This window comes from Enterobacter cloacae complex sp. FDA-CDC-AR_0164, from assembly GCF_003071645.1.
Taxonomy (GTDB): domain Bacteria; phylum Pseudomonadota; class Gammaproteobacteria; order Enterobacterales; family Enterobacteriaceae; genus Enterobacter; species Enterobacter ludwigii.
The window spans coordinates 2,661,537-2,678,093 of record NZ_CP028950.1; the positions used below are offsets into that span (position 1 = coordinate 2,661,537).

Consider the following 16,557-nt stretch of genomic DNA (forward strand, 5'->3'; position numbering starts at 1 on the left):
ATAATGCCGCCCGCTTTTAGACTGGAGTATCAACCGTTGTGCAACCCTGAACGCGATCATGAATACTGGATGCGCCATGCGCTTACGCTTGCCCAGCGTGCCTGGGACGAGGGGGAAGTGCCCGTGGGTGCTGTGCTTGTCCACAATAACCAGGTGATAGGGGAAGGGTGGAACCGCCCGATTGGCCGTCACGATCCGACTGCGCACGCTGAAATCATGGCCCTTCGTCAGGGCGGAATGGTGCTGCAAAACTATCGTCTGCTTGATACCACGCTGTATGTCACGCTTGAGCCGTGCGTTATGTGTTCCGGCGCGATGGTGCATAGCCGTATCGGCACGCTGGTCTTTGGCGCGCGGGATGAAAAAACCGGAGCGGCCGGTTCGCTGATGGACGTACTGGGACACCCGGGGATGAACCACCAGGTGCAGACTATCGGTGGGGTACTTGCACCAGAGTGTGCGGGGCTATTAAGTGATTTCTTTCGAATGCGCCGTCAGCAGAAAAAGCAACAAAAGGCAGAATTGAAGTTGTCGGGCGAGTAAGTTCGTCCGGTGCCACCACCGGATAACTCTGGGCCAGCTGATTTGCCTCTGCCGCCTCTTTTTCCTTCTCCAGCAGATAACCCACCAGGCTAATCTGATATTTACGGATATTTTCCACGTAGGCGTAGGCTTCATGCCCGCGTGCGTAACCGTAGGTCAGCTTGTTGTACCACGGCTTCTGGCTCAACAGCGGCAGGCGCTGTTTTACGTCTGACCAGCTGTCCGGGTTACCTTTCGTTTTCGCCGTCAGCGCGCGCGCGTCAAGCATGTGCGCGTAACCCATGTTGTAGGCTGCCAGCGCAAACCAGATCCGTTCCTCTTCAGGCACCGTCTCCGGCACTTTGCCCATCATGTCCTGCAGATACCGTGCGCCGCCGCTGATGCTCTGTTCTGCATCGGTGCGGTCGGTCAGCCCAAGGCTCTGAGCGGTATTTTTAGTGAGCATCATTAAGCCGCGAACGCCAGTGGGCGAGGTGGCCTGAGTATCCCAGTGGGATTCCTGATAAGAGATCGCTGCCAGTAATCGCCAGTCGATCTCCTGGGCATACTTCTCAAATAACGGCTGCAGGTCTGGCAGCACGCTATCGACCGCGCGCAAGAAGCTTCGGGTGTCGACGTAATCAAAATCGTCACCGTGGCCGAGGTATTTCTCTTCCAGACGCGCCAGCGTACCGTCTTCATTGATGGTGTTGAAGAAATCGAGCATCGCCGCAGAGAGGGTCTGATCGTCATCAAGCTGGCTAAACCAGGTCACCGGCTGTTCGTCTGTCACGTCCAGCGCCACCGCGATTTCGGGGTGCACGCGCTGGAAAAGGCTGATCGCGACCGAATCAGCGATGGTGTAGGGCAGTTTTTTATCTTTTACCTGGTCCAGCAGTTCAGTCGTGCCGAGCTTAGGATCAACGGTCCAGCTCAGGTCCGGGAATTTCTTCTCCTTGAGCTCACGCAGATCGTCAATCACGACGTGACCCGGGGCGATGGTCAACTGTTGTGCATTAATCGCCGCCAGCGTTCGCGGGCGCAGGCTCCCGACCCGGTAGACCAGCTGTTGCGAAACGGAGTAGTAGGTTGGGCCTGGCTGATAGTTCTTGCTGCGCTCGCTGTTGTACACCAGCCCGGCCGCAAGGATATCGGCATCGTTGTTATCCAGGTCATCAAACAGCTGGCTGATATTCTGACGGACGGTAATTTTGAGCTTCACGCCAAGATAGTCGGCAAACTGCTGCGCCAGTTCATAATCCAGGCCAATCGTTTTGCCGTTAATGTCGCTGTAAATCAGCGGCGAGTTGAGGGTACTGACGCGCAATTCCCCCCGCTCCTGTATGGCGGCGATACGGTTTTCGGCTTTACCGAACCAGGGGATGGAAGGCCAGAGGGCCACTGCCAGCAGCAACGTTACAATGCCGATGAGCAGATAATTAATCTTTAATTTTTTCAATTAGTTAATTCTCTGCGACGCCGGGTGCCTCAGTATGCTGTAGCCATGTTAAGAATAAGGTTTGCCATTGAATGAGCGGCATTTTGCGTAAAGTTACGCCACTTGGCAACAAATTAGAGAGAGAGGTCACATCTATTGTTAAACGTAAACGTTGATTTTATTTCGACGCAAACGGTTTCGTCGACGCTCAGGATTCTCTATAATGACGCCCGTTTTCCCCCCTTGCGCACACTGTAAGCGCCCCGGCGCTTCGAAGACGAGAGACTTATGATGGAAATTCTGCGTGGTTCGCCTGCACTGTCTGCCTTCCGTATCAATAAACTGCTGGCACGTTTTCAGGCAGCCGACCTTCCGGTAAGCAATATTTACGCTGAGTATGTCCATTTTGCTGACCTGAATGCACCCCTGAATGCAGAGGAGCGAGTACAGCTGGAACGCCTGCTCAAATATGGTCCAAGCCTGAGCAGCCATACGCCAACCGGCAAACTGATCCTTGCGACGCCTCGTCCAGGCACCATCTCCCCCTGGTCTTCCAAAGCCACCGACATCGCCCACAACTGTGGTCTGAACCAGATTAACCGTCTGGAGCGCGGCGTGGCGTACTACGTTGAAGCCTCTACCCTGACCGATGCGCAGTGGCAAACCGTTGCCGCTGAGCTGCACGACCGCATGATGGAGAGTGTCTTTGCCTCTCTGGACGATGCGCAGAAACTCTTCTCCCACCATCAGCCTGCGCCGGTACAGAGCGTCGATTTGCTGGGGCAGGGCCGTCAGGCGCTGATTGACGCCAACCTGCGTCTCGGTCTGGCACTGGCAGAAGACGAAATTGACTACCTGCAGGATGCGTTTGTTAAGCTGAACCGCAACCCGAACGACATCGAACTTTACATGTTCGCTCAGGCAAACTCTGAGCACTGCCGTCACAAGATTTTCAACGCCGACTGGATTATCGACGGTGAAGAGCAGCCGAAGTCGCTGTTCAAAATGATCAAAAACACCATGGAAAAAACGCCTGACCACGTGCTGTCTGCCTACAAAGACAACGCCGCGGTGATGGAAGGTTCTGACGTGGGCCGCTTCTTCGCCGATCGCGAAGCAGGGCGCTATGATTTCCATCAGGAGCCGGCGCATATCCTGATGAAAGTCGAAACGCATAACCACCCGACGGCGATCTCGCCGTGGCCGGGTGCGGCGACCGGGTCTGGCGGAGAAATCCGCGACGAAGGCGCAACCGGACGGGGTGCTAAACCAAAAGCCGGTCTGGTCGGTTTCTCCGTCTCCAACCTGCGCATCCCGGGCTTTGAACAGCCGTGGGAAGAAGATTTCGGCAAGCCGGAACGTATTGTGACCGCGCTGGATATCATGACCGAAGGCCCACTGGGCGGGGCGGCGTTCAACAATGAATTTGGACGTCCTGCGCTGAACGGTTACTTCCGTACCTACGAAGAGAAAGTGGAGAGCCACAACGGCGAAGAGCTGCGCGGCTATCACAAACCGATCATGCTGGCTGGCGGAATCGGTAACATTCGCGCCGATCACGTGCAAAAAGGCGAGATCGTAGTCGGTGCGAAGCTGATCGTCCTGGGGGGCCCGGCTATGAACATCGGCCTGGGCGGCGGGGCTGCCTCCTCTATGACCTCCGGTCAGTCTGATGCGGATCTCGATTTTGCATCCGTACAGCGTGATAACCCGGAGATGGAACGCCGTTGCCAGGAGGTCATTGACCGCTGCTGGCAGCTGGGTGATGCCAACCCCATCCTCTTTATTCACGACGTAGGCGCGGGCGGACTGTCCAACGCCATGCCGGAGCTGGTCAGTGACGGTGGTCGTGGCGGTCGCTTCAACCTGCGCGACATCCTGAGTGATGAGCCAGGCATGAGCCCGCTGGAAATCTGGTGTAACGAATCCCAGGAACGTTATGTTCTGGCCGTCGCTGCCGATCAGCTGCCGCTATTTGACGAGCTGTGCCGCCGCGAGCGTGCCCCGTATGCCGTCATCGGTGAAGCGACCGAAGAGCTGCACCTGTCCCTGAGCGACACCCATTTCGACAACCAGCCAATCGATCTGCCGCTGGACGTGCTGCTCGGCAAAACGCCGAAGATGACCCGCGACGTTGAGACCCGTAAAGCAGCTGGCAAAGCGCTGGATCGTCAGGGTATTACCGTGGCTGACGCGGTCAATCGCGTTCTGCACCTGCCGGCCGTGGCGGAGAAAACCTTCCTGGTCACCATCGGCGACCGTACCGTGACCGGTATGGTGTCGCGCGATCAGATGGTTGGCCCGTGGCAGATCCCGGTGGCTAACTGTGCCGTCACCACCGCGAGTCTCGACAGCTACTACGGTGAAGCGATGGCGCTGGGCGAACGTACCCCGGTCGCTCTGCTGGACTTCGCCGCGTCTGCTCGCCTGGCCGTTGGTGAAGCACTGACCAACATTGCCGCAACGCAGATTGGCGACATTAAACGTATCAAACTTTCCGCGAACTGGATGGCCGCAGCGGGCCACCCGGGCGAAGATGCGGGCCTGTATGAAGCCGTGAAGGCGGTGGGTGAAGAGCTCTGCCCGGCACTCGGCCTGACCATTCCGGTGGGTAAGGACTCCATGTCGATGAAGACCCGCTGGCAGGAGGGTAACGAGCAGCGCGAGATGACCTCTCCGCTGTCGCTGATCATCTCCGCGTTTGCCCGCGTAGAAGACGTGCGCCATACCGTGACGCCACAGCTGGTGACTGAAGATAACGCCCTGCTGCTGATTGACCTGGGTAAAGGTCATAACGCGCTGGGAGCGACCGCGCTGGCGCAGGTTTATCGTCAACTGGGTGATAAGCCGGCAGATGTACGTGATGTGGCGCAGTTAAAAGGTTTCTACGACGCCATCCAGGCACTGGTGGCACAGCGTAAACTGCTGGCCTACCACGACCGTTCCGACGGCGGCCTGCTGGTTACTCTGGCTGAGATGGCCTTCACCGGCCACTGCGGCGTTGAAGCGAACATCGCGACGCTGGGCGAGGATCGTCTGGCGGCGCTGTTTAACGAAGAGCTGGGCGCGGTGATTCAGGTGCGTGCCGCAGATCGTGACGCGGTTGAAAGCGTACTGGCTCAACACGGCCTGGCAGATTGCGTGCATTATCTGGGGAAAGCCGTGCAGGGCGACCGCTTTGTCATTGAAGCGGATGGCCACGCGGTGTTCAGCGAGAGCCGTTCTACCCTGCGTATGTGGTGGGCTGAAACCACCTGGCAGATGCAGCGCCTGCGTGACAACCCGGAGTGTGCCGATCAGGAACACAACGCGAAGGCTAACGACAACGATCCTGGCCTGAACGTGAAGCTCTCCTTCGACATCAACGAAGATATCGCCGCGCCGTACATTGCGACCGGCGCGCGTCCGAAAGTGGCCGTACTGCGTGAGCAGGGCGTCAACTCCCACGTTGAGATGGCTGCTGCCTTCTACCGTGCGGGCTTTGATGCCATCGACGTTCACATGAGCGACCTGCTGGCCGGGCGTACCGGTCTGGAAGATTTCCAGGCGCTGGTCGCCTGCGGTGGTTTCTCTTACGGCGACGTGCTGGGTGCAGGTGAGGGTTGGGCGAAGTCCATCCTCTTCAACAGCCGTGTCCGCGACGAGTTTGAAACCTTCTTCCACCGTCCGCAAACGCTGGCGCTGGGCGTATGTAATGGTTGCCAGATGATGTCCAACCTGCGCGAGCTGATCCCCGGTAGCGAAGCCTGGCCGCGCTTTGTGCGTAACCAGTCTGACCGCTTTGAAGCGCGTTTCAGCCTCGTGGAAGTGACCCAAAGCCCGTCTCTGCTGCTGCAGGGCATGGTAGGGTCGCAGATGCCAATCGCCGTTTCCCATGGCGAAGGCCAGGTTGAAGTGCGCGATGCAGCTCATCTGGCTCAGCTTGAAAGCAAAGGTCTGGTGGCGCTGCGCTTTGTCGATAACTTCGGCAAGGTGACAGAATCCTACCCGGCTAACCCGAACGGTTCGGTGAACGGTATCACTGCGGTGACCAGCGAAAGCGGTCGTGCGACCATTATGATGCCGCACCCGGAACGAGTGTTCCGTACCGTGAGCAACTCCTGGCACCCGGAAAACTGGGGCGAGGACAGCCCGTGGATGCGTATCTTCCGTAATGCGCGTAAACAGCTAGGTTAAGCGTACCGCTATTCCCACAGCAGGCCCGGTGCGCGAAAACGCCACCGGGCTTTTTTGTGCCTGTCGCAAAACCGCGACAATCCGCTATTCGTGGTGTCTCCAAAAGGAGACATTTAACTCATTGAATTGTATAGGGTGTGGTGGGTTGTCGTTAAGGTGTTGCTTTTTAGCGACACTTAGCCTGGAAATCATTCAGCGGGCAATTAACGGCATGATTGCATAAAATACATAAATATCAACAAGATAATTTATTGTTTTGCATTATGGCACGAGTGTTGCATAATATTAATCAGTGGCTCATTCACCTTCTTATGTCAGCCCCTTCGGGACGTGCTACATAAACTTCGAATGACGCACAAAAAGGTGCCTGCCGTCCAACTACTGATCATAGCGTTGCTTTATCAGGCCAGGGCGAAACGTCGAGTTAGGCACCGCCTCATTCCATGACAAAGCCGGGTTTTTACCCGGCTTTGTTGTATCTGAAGGGCAGACTCAGTTACGCTCTCCTTAAACCCCGATAAAGAGAGTAATGCGTTGAAACGCTGGCCCGTTTTTCCTCGTTCCCTGCGACAGCTTGTCATGATGGCCTTTCTGCTAATCCTGCTGCCTTTGCTGATCCTGGCATGGCAGGCGTGGCAGAGTCTCAACGCGCTGAGTGCGCAGGCGGCACTGACTAACCGCACGACGCTGATCGACGCCCGACGCAGTGAAGCGATGACTAACGCCGCGCTGGAGATGGAACGCAGCTATCGCCAGTACTGCGTGCTTGACGATCCTACTCTGGAAAAGGTCTATCAGAATCAACGTAAACGCTACAGTGAAATGCTGGACGCCCATGCAGGGGTGCTGCCGGACGATAAGCTTTATCAGGCGTTACGTCAGGATTTGAACGATCTGGCGCAACTGCAGTGTAAGAACAGCGGCCCGGATGCCGCAGCGGCTGCCCGTCTGGAAGCCTTTGCGAATGCCAATACCGAGATGGTGCAGTCTACCCGCACGGTTATTTTCTCGCGCGGGCAACAGCTGCAGCAGGAGATTGCGGAACGTGGCCAGTTCTTTGGCTGGCAGGCGCTGGTGCTGTTCCTCGTCAGCCTCGGTCTGGTTCTGCTCTTTACCCGCATGATCATCGGCCCGGTGAAGGGTATACAGCGCATGATTAACCGCCTGGGCGAGGGGAAGTCTCTCGGGGATACGGTCGCCTTTAAAGGCCCGCGCGAGTTGCGCTCCGTTGGCCAGCGCATTATCTGGCTTTCTGAACGTCTGGCATGGCTGGAATCCCAGCGCCATCAGTTCTTGCGCCATATTTCCCATGAGCTTAAAACGCCGCTTGCCAGCATGCGCGAAGGAACGGAACTGCTGGCAGATGAAGTGGCGGGGCCGCTTACGCCCGAACAGAAAGAGATTGTCGACATCCTGGATGCCAGCAGCCGCAATCTGCAAAAGCTGATTGAGCAACTGCTGGACTACAACCGCAAGCTGGCGGATGGCGCGGTGTTGCTGGAAAACGTCGATATTGCGCCGCTGGTGGATATGGTGATCTCCGCCCATAGCTTGCCAGCAAGAGCTAAAATGATGCATACCGGGGTGGAGCTCAGTGAGCCAACCTGCCTCGCGGAACCGATGCTGTTGATGAGCGTTCTGGATAATCTTTACTCCAATGCGGTGCACTATGGTACTGAATCCGGTAACATTTATATCCGAAGTTATACGAATGGTTCACGGGTGTTTATTGACGTCGCTAACACCGGCACTCCAATCCCTGATGACGAAAAAACCATGATCTTTGAACCCTTTTTCCAGGGAAGTCATCAGCGGAAAGGGGCGGTAAAAGGAAGTGGGCTGGGCCTGAGTATTGCCCGGGACTGCATACGACGCATGCAGGGTGAGCTGAAAATTGCCACGGACGAACGGTCAGATGTTTGCTTCCGTATTGAACTGCCCCTGAGCCGGAAAAATCAATGAAATGAATCTATGCCTGGTGAGTATGTCACACGTCTTTTCCCGCGCCGTGCGCGCGGTGTTTTCCAGCAATATGTTTCGCCTGAGCCTGCCCTGTTTATTTCTGGCGGGCTGTGTTTCCCATGTGCCGCAAAGTGCGATTAGCGATAAACAACAAGATAAATGGCCAGATAATCAGCTGGCAGATTTCCTGTCGACCCGCTGTGACGACATCTGGAATCTGTCGGGGCATGACGTCGAGAGCAATCCGCTGTTCTGGCTACGTGGAATAGATTGCGCCCAGCGTCTGGCGCCGGTTGAGGCGCGCTCGCAAGCGGCGATGCTCAGTGACGATACCTGGCAGGACGCGTTCAAGCGTGGGATTTTACTCGCGGATGCGAAAATCACCCCCGTCGAGCGTCGCACCAACGTCACGCGGCTGGACACGTTTGTCGGAAATCTTCCGGCGCAGGTGCGCCCGGTGTATCAGCTCTGGCGTGATGGTCAGGCGTTACAACTGCAGTTGTCTGAAGAGCGTTTTCGCTACAGCAAATTACAGCAATCCACCGACAGCGAGCTTGATACGCTGCGCCAGCAGGAGCAGCACTTGCGTGCTCAACTGGATACCACGACGCGCAAGCTTGAAAACCTGACCGACATCGAAAGGCAGCTCTCGACGCGTAAACCGGCCGGAAATTATCTGCCTGACGCGCCAAAAGGGTCAGCCGCGACGCCAGACGGTGATGCGCAGAAACAAGAGGATGTGAAGCCATGACAAGCCGAAAACCTGCCCATCTCTTACTGGTGGATGACGATCCGGGGCTGTTAAAGCTGCTGGGGATGCGTCTGGTCAGTGAAGGCTACAGCGTGGTGACGGCGGAAAGCGGGCAGGAGGGGCTGAAAGTCCTGAGCCGCGAGAAGGTTGATCTGGTGATTAGCGACCTGCGAATGGATGAAATGGATGGCCTGCAGCTGTTCGCGGAGATCCAGAAGCAGCAGCCTGGCATGCCGGTGATCATCCTGACGGCGCACGGATCGATTCCGGATGCCGTTGCCGCGACGCAGCAGGGGGTATTCAGCTTCCTGACCAAGCCGGTAGATAAAGATGCCCTCTATAAGGCTATCGACAGCGCGCTTGAGCACGCGGCTCCGTCGAATGATGAAGCGTGGCGGGAGTCTATCGTCACCCGCAGCCCGATTATGCTGCGTCTGCTCGAACAGGCCCGGATGGTGGCGCAGTCAGACGTTAGCGTGTTGATTAACGGCCAGAGCGGTACCGGGAAAGAGATCCTTGCCCAGGCTATCCATAACGCCAGCCCGCGCAGCAAAAACGCCTTTATCGCGATTAACTGTGGTGCGCTCCCTGAACAACTGCTTGAGTCTGAACTGTTTGGTCATGCCCGCGGGGCGTTCACCGGGGCGGTGAGCAGCCGGGAAGGGCTTTTCCAGGCGGCAGAAGGCGGCACACTTTTCCTGGACGAGATTGGCGATATGCCGGCACCACTGCAGGTCAAATTGCTGCGTGTTTTGCAGGAGCGAAAAGTGCGCCCCCTCGGCAGTAACCGCGATATTGATATTAACGTGCGTATCATTTCGGCCACGCACCGCGATTTACCAAAAGTCATGGCGCGCAACGAGTTTCGTGAAGATCTCTACTACCGTCTGAACGTGGTGAACCTGAAAATTCCGGCACTGGCCGAGCGGGCGGAAGATATTCCGCTGCTGGCAAACCATCTTTTGCGCCAGGCGGCCGATCGGCATAAGCCTTTTGTCCGGGCGTTTTCCACCGATGCGATGAAACGGCTGATGGCCGCAAGCTGGCCGGGCAACGTGCGCCAGCTGGTGAACGTTATTGAACAGTGCGTGGCGCTGACCTCGTCACCCGTCATTAGCGACGCGCTGGTGGAGCAGGCGCTGGAAGGGGAAAACACCGCGCTGCCGACGTTTGCAGAAGCGCGTAATCAGTTCGAACTGAACTATCTGCGCAAACTCCTGCAGATAACCAAAGGCAACGTAACCCATGCGGCGCGTATGGCCGGGCGCAACCGTACCGAGTTCTACAAGCTGCTCTCCCGCCATGAGCTGGAAGCAAACGATTTTAAAGAGTAGTACCGCAAAATCTGAATGAGTATGATACTGTGAGCAACCGATTACGAAGCAGCTTACAGGCAAGAGTTTAAGGACCCACCATGAAAAAGATTGATGCGATTATTAAACCTTTCAAACTGGATGATGTGCGTGAAGCGCTGGCGGAAGTGGGCATCACCGGGATGACAGTGACGGAAGTGAAAGGTTTTGGTCGCCAGAAGGGCCACACCGAACTTTACCGTGGCGCAGAGTACATGGTGGACTTTCTGCCAAAAGTGAAAATTGAAATCGTGGTGAGCGACGATATCGTGGATACCTGTGTGGATACCATTATCCGTACGGCGCAGACCGGCAAAATTGGCGACGGTAAAATCTTCGTCTTTGATGTGGCACGCGTGATCCGTATCCGTACCGGTGAAGAAGACGACGCCGCGATTTAATCGTCAGTACCTGATTCCTGATTCAGCCGGGTGGCGCTATGCTTACCCGGCCTGCAAAACCTCACCGGCCGGGAAAGTGTAGCGCCATCGGGCGATTACAGTACTTTATGCGGCCCGAAACATTCGTAATGAATGTTGTCTTTATTCACACCCAACTCCACCAGCTGCTTCGCGGCATACTGCATAAACGCTACCGGTCCGCAGACGTAAAACTGCATCTCCGGCGCGCTGAATGCCCCTTCGTGCTGACTCAAATTCATCAGACCTTCGCTGTCAAAGCGTGCGGCTGCACGGTCGGCATCCGTCGGCAGACGATACCAGGTATGGGCGGTAAAGCGTGGCAGACCGGAAGCCAGCGCATTCACTTCATCGGCAAACGCGTGCACTTCACCGTTCTCGGCGGCGTGGAACCAGTTTACCTGCGCGCTGTGGTTTGATTTAGCGAGGGTATCGAGCATCGCCAGCATTGGCGTCTGACCCACCCCGGCTGAGATCAGGGTAACCGGCGTATTCGCCTCAACCGCCATAAAGAAGTCGCCCGCAGGCGCGGCCAGATGAACCACATCACCCACGTTAGCCTCGTTATGCAGCCAGTTTGATACCTGGCCACCATCTTCGCGTTTTACGGCAACGCGATAACGTTTACCGTCTGGTTTGCGGGTCAGGGAGTACTGCCGAATCTCCTGGTGCGGGAAACCTTCAGGCTTCAGCCACACGCCCAGATACTGCCCCGGCTGATAATCAGCGACCGGGTTGCCATCCACCGGCTCGAACTCAAAACTGGTGATGAGCTGGCTGCGCGGCGTTTTCTCGACGATGCGGAAAGCGCGGGTACCTTCCCAGCCGCCAGCCTTACTGGCGTTTTCGCTGTAGATCTGTGCTTCACGGTTAATGAACACGTTTGCCAGCACGCCGTAGGCTTTTCCCCACGCGTCCAGCACCTCCTGACCCGGGCTAAACATCTCATCCAGTGTGGCCAGCAGATGGCCGCCGACGATGTTGTACTGCTCGGGTTTGATCTGGAAGCTGGTGTGCTTCTGCGCAATTTTTTCCACGGCAGGCAGCAACGCCGCCAGATTTTCGATATTGCTGGCGTAGGCTGCGATGGCGTTGAACAGAGCTTCGCGCTGATCGCCGTTACGCTGGTTGCTCATGTTGAAAATCTCTTTCAACTCCGGGTTATGCGTAAACATACGATCGTAGAAATGGGCGGTGAGTTTCGGGCCGGTTTCGACCAGCAGGGGAATAGTGGCTTTAACTGTGGCGATGGTTTGAGCGTCGAGCATAGCAGCGTCCTTCAGTGGTGTTTTTAATAATGTATTTTAAATACATCTTATAAAAAATACCCCTGCGTTGTAAATGGTTCTTTGCAACGTGAAAAATATGCATCACAAACCTGAAAAGAAATCCGTTGAAAATGATGAGGGCTTTATTCCTCAAACCCTTGCGTGGCGGGTAGGAAAACGTTTGCGTAAAATCGTTTGTCAAGACCTGTTATCACAGAACTAATCAGTTATACTGTTGCCCGTCGTCCAACAGGACTGCCTTTTCAGGCCAAAATTTTATTGTTAGCTGAGTCAGGAGATGCGGATGTTAAAGCGTGAAATGAACATTGCCGATTATGATGCCGAACTGTGGCAGGCTATGGAGCAGGAAAAAGTACGTCAGGAAGAGCACATCGAACTGATCGCCTCCGAAAACTACACCAGCCCGCGCGTAATGCAGGCGCAGGGTTCTCAGCTGACCAACAAATACGCTGAAGGTTACCCGGGCAAACGCTACTACGGCGGTTGCGAGTACGTTGATATCGTTGAGCAACTGGCCATCGATCGCGCTAAAGAACTGTTTGGCGCCGACTACGCTAACGTACAGCCACACTCTGGCTCTCAGGCTAACTTCGCGGTCTACACCGCGCTGCTGCAACCGGGCGATACCGTTCTGGGTATGAACCTGGCGCAAGGCGGCCACCTGACTCACGGCTCTCCGGTTAACTTCTCTGGCAAACTGTACAACATCATTCCTTACGGCATTGATGAGTCCGGTAAAATTGACTACGAAGACATGGCGAAGCAGGCGCAGACCCACAAACCGAAGATGATTATCGGCGGTTTCTCTGCTTACTCCGGTATCGTTGACTGGGCAAAAATGCGTGAAATCGCAGACAGCATCGGTGCTTACCTGTTCGTTGACATGGCGCACGTTGCCGGCCTGATTGCTGCAGGCGTTTATCCGAACCCGGTTCCGCATGCTCACGTTGTGACCACCACCACGCACAAAACCCTGGCGGGCCCACGCGGTGGTTTGATTCTGGCAAAAGGTGGCGATGAAGAGCTGTACAAAAAGCTGAACTCTGCCGTATTCCCAAGCGCGCAGGGCGGCCCACTGATGCACGTTATCGCGGCGAAAGCGGTGGCGCTGAAAGAAGCGATGGAGCCAGAGTTTAAAGTTTACCAGCAGCAGGTTGCTAAAAACGCCAAAGCGATGGTGGAAGTCTTCCTGAACCGCGGTTACAAAGTGGTTTCCGGTGGTACTGAGAACCACCTGTTCCTGCTGGACCTGGTTGATAAAAACCTGACCGGTAAAGAAGCTGACGCTGCCCTTGGCCGCGCCAACATCACCGTGAACAAAAACAGCGTGCCAAACGATCCGAAGAGCCCATTCGTGACCTCCGGTATCCGTATCGGTTCTCCGGCTGTTACTCGCCGCGGCTTTAAAGAAGCGGAAGTGAAAGAGCTGGCAGGCTGGATGTGTGACGTTCTGGACAATATCAATGACGAAGCGGTTATCGAGCGCGTTAAAGGTAAAGTTCTGGAAATCTGCGCACGCTTCCCGGTATACGCATAATCTTTCTGTTTTGCAGAAATAAAAAAGGCCGCGATTGCGGCCTTTTTTTATGGGTTAACGCCGGTCAAGGGAGAGTGCTCCCGGTCCCACTATCGCCAGTAAAATAAACGCTCCGGCAATACTGATATTCTTGTAGAAGTTAATCATATTCGGCATGACGGCATCACCGGTCATATCCCAGTAGTGGTGGCCGATAATCGCGGTACCCAGCGTGTAAAATACAAAGAGTACGGCAACAGGGCGGGTGAAAAAGCCCAGCACGATCAGGATGGCGGCAGGTACCTCCATTACCACCGCAATAATGGCCGCCAGCATGGGCATGGGTGTACCCAGCGACGTCATATATTGTACGGTCCCGCTAAACCCCGTCAGTTTTGGATAGCCGAAGATAATAAACAGTACGACAAGCGCGATACGACCTATTAACAGCAACAGGTGACGTGCCTGGCCGAAATCTAAATAGCGAAGTGAGTTCATGGCAGAAATACCTCTGCAAGTGGAGTAATTTAAACGTAATACACATTTTCATTCCCTGCCATAAGTCAGATGACTGCACAGTATGTTAAATTTTCGTTAATTTATAGCAGGCTATCGACTTGCTTAATTTTTGTATTCTCGCCAGACTATGGCCTCCATTTCGGGAGGGATTCATGGTCTTGCATTCCACGCGCTGGCTGGCGCTCAGTTATTTCACCTATTTCTTTAGCTACGGTATTTTTCTGCCTTTCTGGAGCGTCTGGCTCAAGGGGATCGGCCTGACGCCCGAGACCATAGGTATCCTGCTTGGCGCTGGTCTGGTGGCACGTTTCCTGGGAAGCCTGCTGATCGCACCGCGCGTCAGCGATCCCTCCTTGCTGATTAAGGCGGTACGCATTCTGGCGCTGTTGACGCTGGTCTTTGTCGCCTGTTTCTGGGTGAGCCACCAGTTTGCATGGCTGATGGTGGTGATGGTCGGTTTTAACCTCTTTTTCTCGCCGCTGGTTCCGCTGACGGATGCCCTGGCAAACACCTGGCAAAAACAGATAACGATGGATTATGGCCGCGTGCGGCTGTGGGGCTCAATTGCCTTTGTCATCGGCTCTGCACTGGTGGGTAAACTGGTTAGCCTTTACGATTACCGTGCGATCCTTGCGCTGCTGAGTATCGGCATTGCCTCCATGCTGCTGGGGATGCTGTTGCGTCCATCGGTAATGCCGCAAGGTGAGAGCCGTCATCAGGAAAGCGCCGGCTGGCCGGCCTGGCGAAGCCTGGTGGCACAAAGCTGGCGTTTCCTGGCCTGCGTCTGTCTGCTGCAGGGCGCGCACGCGGCGTACTATGGTTTCAGCGCCATCTACTGGCAGGGGGCTGGGTACTCCGCATCTGCAGTGGGTTACCTGTGGTCGCTCGGTGTGGTCGCTGAGGTGATTATCTTCGCGCTGAGCAAAAAGCTGTTCCGGCGCTTCGGCGCGCGCGATCTGCTCCTGCTTTCTGCAGTCTGTGGTGTCGTACGGTGGGGCATTATGGGCTGGACGACGGAACTGCCGTGGCTGATCGTGGCGCAAATTCTGCACTGCGGCACCTTCACGGTATGTCACCTGGCGGCCATGCGCTATATCGCCGCGCGTGAAGGCGGGGATGTCATTCGGTTGCAGTCGGTTTATTCGGCGGTGGCGATGGGCGGCAGCATTGCGGTGATGACGGTCTTTGCGGGCTTCCTTTACCAGCATCTGGGACACGGGGTCTTCTGGGTCATGGCGCTTGTCGCCCTACCGGCGATGTTCGTTCGTCCTAAAGTCGCCGCGCGCGCGTAGCTACGATTCCAGCATGGCGCGAATATGTTCTTGCTGCTGCGTGTTCAGCGTCTCAACGGCGTGGATCAGCGGTGGTGAGAACAGGGGCAGGGCGGTCGGATAAGGGGTGATGACCAGCGCCGCTTCGCGCGGTGCCCCCTCTTTCTGATAGGCCTGCAGCGTCTGATATCGAATGTTGAGCGGCAGCAACGTCAATTCGCGCAGTTGCTGCTCTATCACGTCCTCACAGGATTTATCCTCTCCCGTCAATAACACCACCTGCTTCTCATGCAGATCGGTCTCCTGCATCAGCCAGGCGCCGAAAATGACCGCCACCAGGCTCATCTCTTCATCAGAAAAACGCAGCCCGAATTCCGCTTCCAGCTCAAACAACGCCTCTTTGGTGGTGCGTAACAGGCGGGGGTAGAGACGATGGATCTCTTCCGGCAGGCTATTGTCGATGCCTATCTCAAACAGCGAACGGTCCAGCGCCTGGGCCAGATGAATATAAAGCTGATCGGTCAGCCCCTGTTCATCGCTGAAGTTCATTCCGGTTTGCGCCCGAAAACGGGCGACCATGCGCACAATTGCCCGGCGCAGACGCTGATCCTGCTGATGCTTATCAAGCACAGGGTCAGGAGTGCGCAGCATCATAAACAGCAGCGCGAGAAAAAGTTGTTCATCGCTGTGGGTCCCTTGTGGCACACGGCGTTTCCAGTGACGAACAATCTCCTGAGCGGTGAAATATTCCCCTCTTGATTGCGTCCAGTTACGCTGCACCGATGAAAACTGCGGGGTATTCCCCAGATGATGCTGCATCAGGCAATACTGCAGATAGAGCTGCAAAAACTGTACGTCCCGGCAATCAAACGGGCGCTGAAGCTTGCGCGAGCAGAAGCTGATCAACGCCCGCAGGTTGGTATCGTCATAGAGAGGCCGGGCAATGCCCTGCTGTTTAAGCGCGGTTTTCAGCGCGGGGGTAAACTGATGCGAAACGAATTGCGGACACAGCCGCATAGCCCTGCGCAGCCAGTGCAGCAGGCATAAACGTTGATTCAGGGCTGAGCCTTCAATCCGGTAGCTGCCGTCATGGTACGTGACGATGTCGAGCCGGTGATAGCGCTGGATTTCATCGCGCGTCTCGGCTATATCTTGCCGTGCCATAGCGTCGTCCACGCCATTGGCAGCGATAATGCTCTGTGCGGTAACGGCAGCATCGGGCAGGTAAAGCATTAAAAGCACCTGGCAGCGGCGCTGCGAACTGGAAAGCACAGATGGAATTTCAAGCGTCGTCATCATCTGTCGGGTATCCAGTGGGAATGTTTGATAAGAATAGCTAAAG

At 55.8% G+C, this 16,557-nt stretch carries 12 protein-coding genes; 8 read left to right on the forward strand and 4 right to left on the reverse strand.

Going from position 1 to position 16,557, the window contains the following annotated elements:
• Positions 1-3 precede the first annotated feature (3 nt).
• Positions 4-543, forward strand: coding sequence for a tRNA adenosine(34) deaminase TadA (tadA, locus tag AM410_RS13160; RefSeq protein WP_020883010.1), 540 nt, complete (start codon positions 4-6; stop codon positions 541-543).
• Here tadA and mltF read toward each other — a convergent pair.
• Positions 431-1,981 (reverse strand): membrane-bound lytic murein transglycosylase MltF, encoded by a 1,551-nt coding sequence (mltF, locus tag AM410_RS13165; protein WP_014171200.1) that lies wholly within the window; start codon positions 1,979-1,981, stop codon positions 431-433. The genes tadA and mltF overlap by 113 nt on opposite strands.
• 267 nt (positions 1,982-2,248) lie before the next feature.
• Here mltF and purL point away from each other — a divergent pair, with 267 nt between their 5' ends.
• From purL to glnB, 5 genes are all read left to right on the forward strand, one after another.
• Positions 2,249-6,136, forward strand: coding sequence for a phosphoribosylformylglycinamidine synthase (gene purL / locus AM410_RS13170; protein WP_108647946.1), 3,888 nt, complete (start codon positions 2,249-2,251; stop codon positions 6,134-6,136).
• A gap of 534 nt (positions 6,137-6,670) precedes the next feature.
• Positions 6,671-8,098, forward strand: coding sequence for a two component system sensor histidine kinase QseE/GlrK (gene qseE / locus AM410_RS13175; protein ID WP_083599656.1), 1,428 nt, complete (start codon positions 6,671-6,673; stop codon positions 8,096-8,098).
• A 1-nt stretch (position 8,099) separates the two neighbouring features.
• A complete protein-coding gene (gene qseG, locus AM410_RS13180; RefSeq protein ID WP_014171197.1) occupies positions 8,100-8,849 on the forward strand; it encodes a two-component system QseEF-associated lipoprotein QseG in 750 nt (249 codons plus the stop codon).
• Positions 8,846-10,183 (forward strand): two-component system response regulator GlrR, encoded by a 1,338-nt coding sequence (gene glrR, locus AM410_RS13185; RefSeq protein WP_014171196.1) that lies wholly within the window; start codon positions 8,846-8,848, stop codon positions 10,181-10,183. The genes qseG and glrR overlap by 4 nt, the downstream gene beginning before the upstream one ends.
• An 80-nt stretch (positions 10,184-10,263) precedes the next feature.
• Positions 10,264-10,602, forward strand: coding sequence for a nitrogen regulatory protein P-II (gene glnB / locus AM410_RS13190; RefSeq protein ID WP_003860685.1), 339 nt, complete (start codon positions 10,264-10,266; stop codon positions 10,600-10,602).
• Positions 10,603-10,697: 95 nt separating this feature from the next.
• Here glnB and hmpA read toward each other — a convergent pair whose 3' ends face one another.
• Entirely contained in the window at positions 10,698-11,888 is a 1,191-nt protein-coding gene (hmpA, locus tag AM410_RS13195; RefSeq protein ID WP_073396253.1) for an NO-inducible flavohemoprotein, read from the reverse strand.
• 304 nt (positions 11,889-12,192) lie between these two features.
• Between hmpA and glyA the strand changes: the two genes are divergently transcribed.
• Positions 12,193-13,446 carry a serine hydroxymethyltransferase gene (glyA, locus tag AM410_RS13200; protein ID WP_020883014.1) on the forward strand — a complete coding sequence of 418 codons (1,254 nt, stop codon included), beginning with the start codon at positions 12,193-12,195 and terminating at the stop codon, positions 13,444-13,446.
• 54 nt (positions 13,447-13,500) lie between these two features.
• On the opposite strand, the gene AM410_RS13205 is transcribed toward glyA, so the two are convergent.
• A complete protein-coding gene (locus AM410_RS13205; protein WP_014171191.1) occupies positions 13,501-13,923 on the reverse strand; it encodes a DoxX family protein in 423 nt (140 codons plus the stop codon).
• A 173-nt stretch (positions 13,924-14,096) separates the two neighbouring features.
• Between AM410_RS13205 and AM410_RS13210 the strand changes: the two genes are divergently transcribed.
• Positions 14,097-15,236, forward strand: coding sequence for a 3-phenylpropionate MFS transporter (locus AM410_RS13210; protein WP_032678696.1), 1,140 nt, complete (start codon positions 14,097-14,099; stop codon positions 15,234-15,236).
• Here AM410_RS13210 and csiE read toward each other — a convergent pair whose 3' ends face one another.
• Positions 15,237-16,514, reverse strand: coding sequence for a stationary phase inducible protein CsiE (gene csiE / locus AM410_RS13215; protein WP_014171189.1), 1,278 nt, complete (start codon positions 16,512-16,514; stop codon positions 15,237-15,239).
• Between the last annotated feature and the right edge of the window lie 43 nt (positions 16,515-16,557).